The organism is Nonomuraea sp. NPDC049695, from assembly GCF_040674955.1.
GTDB lineage: Bacteria > Actinomycetota > Actinomycetes > Streptosporangiales > Streptosporangiaceae > Nonomuraea > Nonomuraea helvata.
In genome coordinates this window covers 40,435-47,229 of sequence record NZ_JBFANV010000081.1, presented here as the reverse complement: position 1 = coordinate 47,229, position 6,795 = coordinate 40,435, and the positions used below count along the sequence as shown (strand labels likewise).

Sequence of the window (6,795 nt, the reverse complement as noted above, 5' to 3'; positions counted from 1 at the left end):
CAGGAGCCTGCGGTCCTCCGCGAGGTAGCCGGCCCGGTAGGCGGCGATCTTGTTGGGGCCGGGGGTGCTGTCTGGAACCCCGAGCGCGAAGCGCCCATGAGGGGAAGGCCGAGCTTCGGGGGTCAGCGGCCCTGGTTGGCCACTGCCTCGATGGCGGCCTTGGCGGCGTCCGGGTCCAGGTATTCGCCGCCCGGCCGCCGGGGCTGGAAGTTCGTGTCCAGGTCGTACAGCAGCGGAATGCCCGTCGGGATGTTGAGCCCCGCGATCTCCTCGTCGCCGATGCCGTCCAGGTGCTTGACCAGGGCCCTCAAGGAGTTGCCATGGGCCGCCACCAGGACCGTGCGGCCGGCTGCCAGGTCGGGGACGATCTCGTCGTACCAGTACGGGAGCATGCGGTCGACGACGTCCTTCAGGCACTCCGTACGGGGCATCAGCTCCGAGGGGAGCAACGCGTAGCGGGGGTCGCCGGCCTGGGAGTATTCGTCGTCGTCCGCGATCGGGGGCGGCGGCACGTCGTACGAGCGGCGCCACAGCATGAACTGCTCGTCGCCGAACTCCTCGCGCGTCTGCGCCTTGTTCTTGCCCTGGAGGGCGCCGTAGTGGCGCTCGTTGAGGCGCCAGCTGCGCTTGACCGGCAGCCAGGCCAGGTCGGCCTCTCCCAGCGCCAGCTGGGCCGTCTGGATGGCCCTGGTGAGGAGGCTGGTGTGGACGACGTCCGGGCGCAGCCCGCTGTCCTGGAGGAGCTTGCCGCCGCGGCGGGCCTCGTCCTCGCCCTTGGCCGAGAGGGTCACGTCCACCCAGCCGGTGAACAGGCCCTTCGCGTTCCAGTCACTCTCGCCGTGCCTAAGCAGCACCAAAGTCGCCATGTCGCCAATCCTATGGTTACCGGAGTCGGGGGCGGTTCTGTGGATCAATCGTCAACGCTGGGGGTCGGCGAAGCGGGCGAACGCCTGCAGGTTGGCGAGCGACTCCCCGCGCTTGGCCCGCCACTCCCACTCCCGCCGGATCGACGACGCGAAGCCGAGCTCCAGCGCCCGGTCGAACCAGTCGTCCGAGTACGTCAGCACGCACCCCAGCAGCCGGTCCACCTCGTCCTGCGTGATGGCGGCCAGCGGCACCCGTCCCACCAGATAGACGTCCCCGACGGGGTCGAGCGAGAAGTGCACCCCGTACATCGAGCCGTTCTTGCCGAGCAGCCAGCGGTAGAACTCGGTGTGGTTCTCGTCGGGCTGGCGGCAGAAGAACGCCTCGACGTGCAGCGCCTGCTCCCCCACGATCAACCAGGTCATGGTGGCGAGCTTGTGTTGACCGGGCAGTTTGACCAGGAACGCCCCCGGCCGCGGCTCGTCGTAGGAGACGTCCGCGGCCTTGAGCGCGGCTTCGACGACATCGCGCATGCCGACCAGGATAGAGGCCGCCAGAACAAAAGTACGGAGCTAGAAGTTCAGGGCGACGGGCTTCTTGTGCATATGCGCGGCGGCGGCCGCGTACACCTCCGTCAACCGGGCCGCGGTCGCCTGCCAGCCGAACGCGGCCGCATGCGACCGGGCGCCCTGCGCCAGCGAGTCGCGCCAGCGCGGCGAGGTGACGAAGCGGCGCAGCGCCTGCGCCCACTGTGCCGGGTCGTGGCCGTCCACGAGCAGCCCGGACACACCGTCCCGTACGGCGGTGCGCAGCCCACCCACGGCGGCGGCCACGACGGGCGTGCCGCACGCCTGCGACTCCAGCGCGACGAGGCCGAACGACTCGCTGTACGAGGGCACGACCGTCACCGAGGCCGCCCGGTACCAGTCGGCCAGCTCCTCCTGCGGGGCCGGGGGCACGAGGCGGACGACGTCCGAGATGCCGAGTTCGGTGGCCATCTCGGCGAGGAGAGACGGTCTGGCCAGGCCGTTGCCCGACGGGCCGCCGACGCAGGCCACGACCAGGCGGTCACGGAGCGACGGGTCGTCGATGAGCATCCTGGAGGCGGCGCGGAGCAGGACGTCCGGGGCCTTGAGCGGCTGGATGCGGCCGACGAAGAGGAGCACGTGCGCGTCCTGAGGCAGGCCGAGCCGGCGGCGGGCGGCGCCCTGCGAGGCGGGCTGGAAGACGGTGAGGTTGACGCCCGGGTTCACGACGGCGACACGCTGCTCGTCGGCGCGGTACAGCTCGATGAGCTCGCGCGCCTCGTCGACGGTGTTGGCCACGAGGCGGTCGGCGATGTCCACGACCTGCTGCTCGCCGACCACGCGGGCCTGCGGCTCCGGCTTGTCGTCCTGGGCGAGGAGGAGGTTCTTGACCTTGGCCATGGTGTGCATGGTGTGCACGAGCGGCACGCCCCAGCGCTCTTTGGCCAGCCAGCCGACCTGGCCGGACAGCCAGTAGTGGGAGTGGATGACGTCGTAGCGGCCCGGGTCGTACATGGCCTCGGTGCGCAGCACCTCGGACAGGAACGCGCAGAGCTGGCCCGGGAGCTCGCTCCTGTCCATCTCCTCGTACGGGCCCGCGGTGAGGTGCCGTACGAGGACGCCCGGGGCGAGTTCGGCCACGGGTGGGAGATCGCGGGCGGTGGCCCGGGTGAAGATCTCCACCTCCACGCCGAGCTGAGCGAGGCGTTTGGCGGACTCGACGATGTACACGTTCATGCCCCCGGCGTCGCCCGTTCCGGGCTGGTCCAGGGGTGACGTGTGCATGCTGATGGTCGCGACCCGGCTCACCCGTCGTCGCCTCACTCCACACCACCTCCAAGTTGGATACAACTATCCAGATTTTTGCGACATTCCCGACATTGGGTCATAACTGGGTGTTTAGGGCGGCCGTGAACCGGCCGCCGCCCTTAGAGCCGGGCACACGAGGCGGGCGTGGGATGGGGACGGGGCGGCTGGCAGGATGAAGGGCATGCGGAGAACGGCTGTGGTGACCGGGGCGAGCAGTGGGATCGGCGAGGCGACCGCGCGGAGGCTCGCCGCCGAGGGTTTCGAGGTGGTGGCGGGCGCGCGCAGGCGCGAGCGGCTGGAGAAACTGGCCGCGGACGTGGAGTCGATCAGACCCGTGACGCTGGACGTGACCTCCCAGGAGTCGGTCGACGCGCTGGTGGACTCGCTCGAGCGCTGCGACGTGCTGATCAACAACGCCGGCGGCGCCCTCGGCCTGGAGTCGGTGGCGGAGGGGCGGCTGGACGACTGGCAGCGCATGTACGACGTCAACGTGCTCGGCTCCCTGCGCATGACCCAGGCACTCGTCCCCAAGCTCGTCGAGTCGGGCGACGGCGTGCTGGTGATGATCACCTCGACGGCGGGCCTGGTGTCGTACGAGGGCGGTGGCGGCTACTGCGCGGCCAAGCACGCCCAGACGTCGATGGTCGAGACGCTCCGCCTGGAGCTGGTCGGGCAGCCGGTGCGAGTCGTGGAGATCGCGCCGGGCATGGTGCAGAGCGAGGGGTTCGCGGTCACCCGGTTCCGCGGTGACGAGGCGGCCGCCGCGCGGGTCTACGCGGGCGTGCCCGACCCGCTGAGCTCGGACGACGTGGCCGACGCGATCGCCTGGTGCGTGACCCGTCCCGCCCACGTGAACATCGACCGCATGATCATCCGGCCGAGGGCCCAGGCCGCCCAGCACAAGGTGCACCGCGTCAGTGGCTAGAGCCGGCGGCGCCCCGGCAGGCGGGCGGCGCCGGACAGGGCGTGTTTCGCCGGTCGGCACGATCACGCGGGGCACGACCGGGCACAACCGGCTGCGCCGCTCCGACCGGTGGGTCGTCGCCGTGCACGGCGGACTGCTGCGGGCCGCGGAGCGGCCGCTCGTGGTGGATCTCGGGTACGGGGCGTCGCACACCACGACGCTGGAGCTGTTCACCCGGCTCCGCAGGGTGGCCCCGGGGGTCGAGGTGGTCGGGATCGAGATCGATCCGGCCAGGGTGGCGGTGGCGAAGCCGTACGAGAGGGAAGGGCTGAGCTTCCGGCTGGGCGGCTTCGAGCTGCCCGTCTCGCGCCCGCCGACGCTGGTGCGGGCCTTCAACGTTCTCAGGCAGTACGGCGAGGCCGAGGCGTGGCATTACTGGGACGTGCTCAGGAGCGGGCTGGCCCCGGGCGGCGTCCTGGTCGAGGGGACGTCGTCCGAGAACGGGCGGCGGGCGATCTGGGCAGGGCTGTCGCCGGAAGGGCCGCGGACGATCACGTTCTCGGCGCGTTTCGATGCTTTCGAGCGGCCTTCGGACCTGGCCGACCGCCTGCCCAAGACCCTCATCCACCGGAACGTGCCCGGTGAGCGGATTCATGCGTTCCTGAGCGACTTCGACCATGCCTGGGCGATGAGCGCGCCGTACGGGGCCCATGGGCTGAAGCAGCGGTGGCTGGCCGCCGTGCGGGTGCTGTCCACGTCGTGGCCGGTGCCCATGGTCCCGCCGCTGGGCGGCCCGGCCCGCTGGCGGCTCGGCGAGCTGACCCTCCCGTGGTCGGCCGTGGATCCCCGCTGAAGCGCCCCGGCTGTCAGAGGCGCGCCTCGAACACGGCGTAGGCCGCGCTGTCGAACAGCACGAAGCGGACCTCCTCCACGGACGTGTCCGCCTGCCGCACCGCGTCGAGCGCGATCCGCGCGGCGTCGTCCAAGGGCCAGCCGTAGATGCCGGTCGAGATCGCGGGAAAGGCCACCGACCTGGCCCCCAGCGCGTCGGCCACCCGCAGCGACTCCCGGTAGCAGGAGGCCAGCAGCTCCGAACGGTCTTCCGACTTCGAGTGAACCGGCCCGACCGTGTGGATCACCCACTTCGCGGGCAGCCGCCCGGCCGTCGTGGCCACCGCCTGTCCAGTGGGCAGGCCCTTTCCGTAGTGACCGGCCCGCAGCCGCCTGCACTCCTCGAGGATCTCCGGCCCGCCGCGGCGGTGAATCGCGCCGTCCACCCCTCCGCCGCCCATGAGGGAGGAGTTGGCGGCGTTGACGACGGCGTCCGCGCGCTGCTCGGTGATGTCGCCTCGCACCAGCGTGATCTCCATCGCACCGAGAGTGTCATCATCGGCCGTCCCGCGCCAGCACCGGGGCCATGCGTACGGCCAGCAGGGCGAGCGCCGGCAGCGGGAGGAGCATGGACACGGCCCCGGCCAGGCGCTGGTCGGCGAGGATGCCAGGCGCTCCGGGCGGGGCCACGAGGGAGAGCCAGTCGGCCGCCACCGCGGGCCCGAGCAGCAGGAAGGCGCCCAGGGCGAGATGGACCGCGGTCACGGCGGCCAGCAGCCGGGCGCGGTCGGCCCACGGAACCGGGCCAGGCAGCGGGTCCACGGCTGCCACCACCCGGAACACCAGGAGGCCGATGCCGAAGAAGAGCAGCTCGGTCAGGAGGTGGGGGGCGTAGCCGGACAGGGACCAGGGAAGCCAGGGGGTGGCGTACAGGAGGAGGAAGGACACGGGGTAGACGGCCGTCAGGACGACGGGACGGGTGAGGAGCCCGGGGCCGGCGTGCTCGTGCCGGAAGGCCCTGGCGGCGAGGGTGAGCGGGGCGCCCAGGCTGAGCAGGAGCGGCGCGACGACGGTGAGCACGATGTGCTGGAGCGCCTGCGCCGACAGCATCGCCCGTGAGTAGCTCCCGACCCCGCCGAGCAGCGCCCACGCCGCCAGCGCCAGCCCCGCGTGCCAGGCGAGCGCCCGGCCGGCCGGCCACGGACCGGCCCTGCGCGCGCCGACGACGTACGCCGCCGCGGGCAGCGCCAGGAGCAGCAGGACGGTCGGGTCCAGGCGGAACTCGGTGAGCAGCGCTCCGGGGGTGAAGGGGGCGAGTGCGTACTCCAGCGCGAGTTGCCCGTGGCCGCCGCCGCTGCCCGGAGGCGGCGGGGTACGCGACAGGCCGACGGCCAGCCCGATGGCCGCCACCATCACGGTCACCTCTCCGGCCGCCAGCCGGACGAAGGTACGGCGTACCGTGCGGTCGGCGACCCCCGCGACCGTGCGGCGGCGGTGGTTCCAGCCGAACAGGCCGAGGATCGCGAGCACGGCGACCTTGGCCAGCAGGAGCAGCCCGTAGTCGCTCCGCCAGAGGTCGGAGGGGGCGCTGAGCCGTACCCACGCGCTCGCGGCGCCCGAGACGGCCACCGCCGCGAAGCAGCACAGCGCGAGCGTGCTGAACCGGGGCAGCACCACGGCCAGGTCGTCGGAGCGGCGGAAGTGGATGAGCACCGCGGCCAGCCCGCCGACCCATACCGAGACCGGCACCAGGTGCGACATCAGGGCGGAGACGGCGATGTCGTGATCGCCCGCGGAGGCGGCGTGCCCCACGTAGGCCGGCGGCAGCAGCGCGAACACGGCTGCCGCCAGCCGGATCGCCGCCGGCAGCCGGGCCGCCGCGACCACGGTGGCGGCCAGGACCACGAGCAGGGCCTGGGTCTGCGGGATGGACGTGCCGAACTCCAGCAGGTCGGGAGCGGCGAGTAGGTCCCCGACGGGCAGCGGGATGAGGTTCGACAGGGTCAGGACGTAGCTGAGCGCGGTGAACAGCGCCCAGCCCAGTGCCCACCGGCCGGCGGCGCGCCGACAGGCCGCCGACTCGGGCGAGGCGGCCGGGGCCAGGAGGGCCGCCGTGAGCGTGCCGACGCAGCCGACCGCGCACAGGTCGTAGCAGAAGCGGGCCAGGGGCAGGCCCCACGCGGTGACCGGCCCGGCGGTGGGCAGCCCGGGGATCTCCGGCCGCACGGCCCCGCCGAACCGCAGGACGGCGAGCAGCACCACGACGCCCGCGGCCACCGCCGCACCGGCGTGGACCGGGACGGCCCTGAACGGGAAGGCCCTTACCGTGGCCGGGCGCTCGATCGGGTACGTCCTGGCCAT

At 72.5% G+C, this 6,795-nt stretch carries 7 protein-coding genes; 2 read left to right on the top strand and 5 right to left on the bottom strand.

From position 1 onward, the window contains the following. Positions 1 to 122: 122 nt before the first annotated feature. Genes AB0J64_RS44140 through mshA form a run of 3 tightly spaced genes read right to left on the bottom strand, consistent with a single transcriptional unit; the run spans position 123 to position 2,675 of the window. Positions 123 to 866 carry a phosphoglyceromutase gene (locus tag AB0J64_RS44140; RefSeq protein WP_364041616.1) on the bottom strand — a complete coding sequence of 248 codons (744 nt, stop codon included), beginning with the start codon at positions 864 to 866 and terminating at the stop codon, positions 123 to 125. A 51-nt stretch (positions 867 to 917) separates the two neighbouring features. Next, on the bottom strand, positions 918 to 1,397 hold the full coding sequence (locus AB0J64_RS44135; protein ID WP_344997841.1) for a YbjN domain-containing protein: 480 nt from the start codon (positions 1,395 to 1,397) through the stop codon (positions 918 to 920). Between the two features lie 39 nt (positions 1,398 to 1,436). Next, positions 1,437 to 2,675: a D-inositol-3-phosphate glycosyltransferase gene (mshA, locus tag AB0J64_RS44130; RefSeq protein WP_364041620.1), complete on the bottom strand. Its 1,239-nt coding sequence runs from the start codon at positions 2,673 to 2,675 to the stop codon at positions 1,437 to 1,439. A gap of 205 nt (positions 2,676 to 2,880) precedes the next feature. Between mshA and AB0J64_RS44125 the strand changes: the two genes are divergently transcribed. Both AB0J64_RS44125 and AB0J64_RS44120 read left to right on the top strand, forming a co-directional pair. Beyond that, positions 2,881 to 3,624 carry an SDR family NAD(P)-dependent oxidoreductase gene (locus AB0J64_RS44125; RefSeq protein WP_364041614.1) on the top strand — a complete coding sequence of 248 codons (744 nt, stop codon included), beginning with the start codon at positions 2,881 to 2,883 and terminating at the stop codon, positions 3,622 to 3,624. Beyond that, complete coding sequence (locus AB0J64_RS44120) at positions 3,617 to 4,456, top strand: class I SAM-dependent methyltransferase (RefSeq protein WP_364041612.1); 840 nt, start codon at positions 3,617 to 3,619, stop codon at positions 4,454 to 4,456. Before AB0J64_RS44125 ends, AB0J64_RS44120 begins: the two co-directional genes overlap by 8 nt. 13 nt (positions 4,457 to 4,469) lie before the next feature. Here AB0J64_RS44120 and AB0J64_RS44115 read toward each other — a convergent pair whose 3' ends face one another. After that, positions 4,470 to 4,973, bottom strand: coding sequence for an O-acetyl-ADP-ribose deacetylase (locus AB0J64_RS44115; RefSeq protein ID WP_364041610.1), 504 nt, complete (start codon positions 4,971 to 4,973; stop codon positions 4,470 to 4,472). A gap of 16 nt (positions 4,974 to 4,989) precedes the next feature. Beyond that, positions 4,990 to 6,795, bottom strand: a complete 1,806-nt coding sequence (locus AB0J64_RS44110; RefSeq protein WP_364041608.1) for a cytochrome c oxidase assembly protein — start codon at positions 6,793 to 6,795, stop codon at positions 4,990 to 4,992.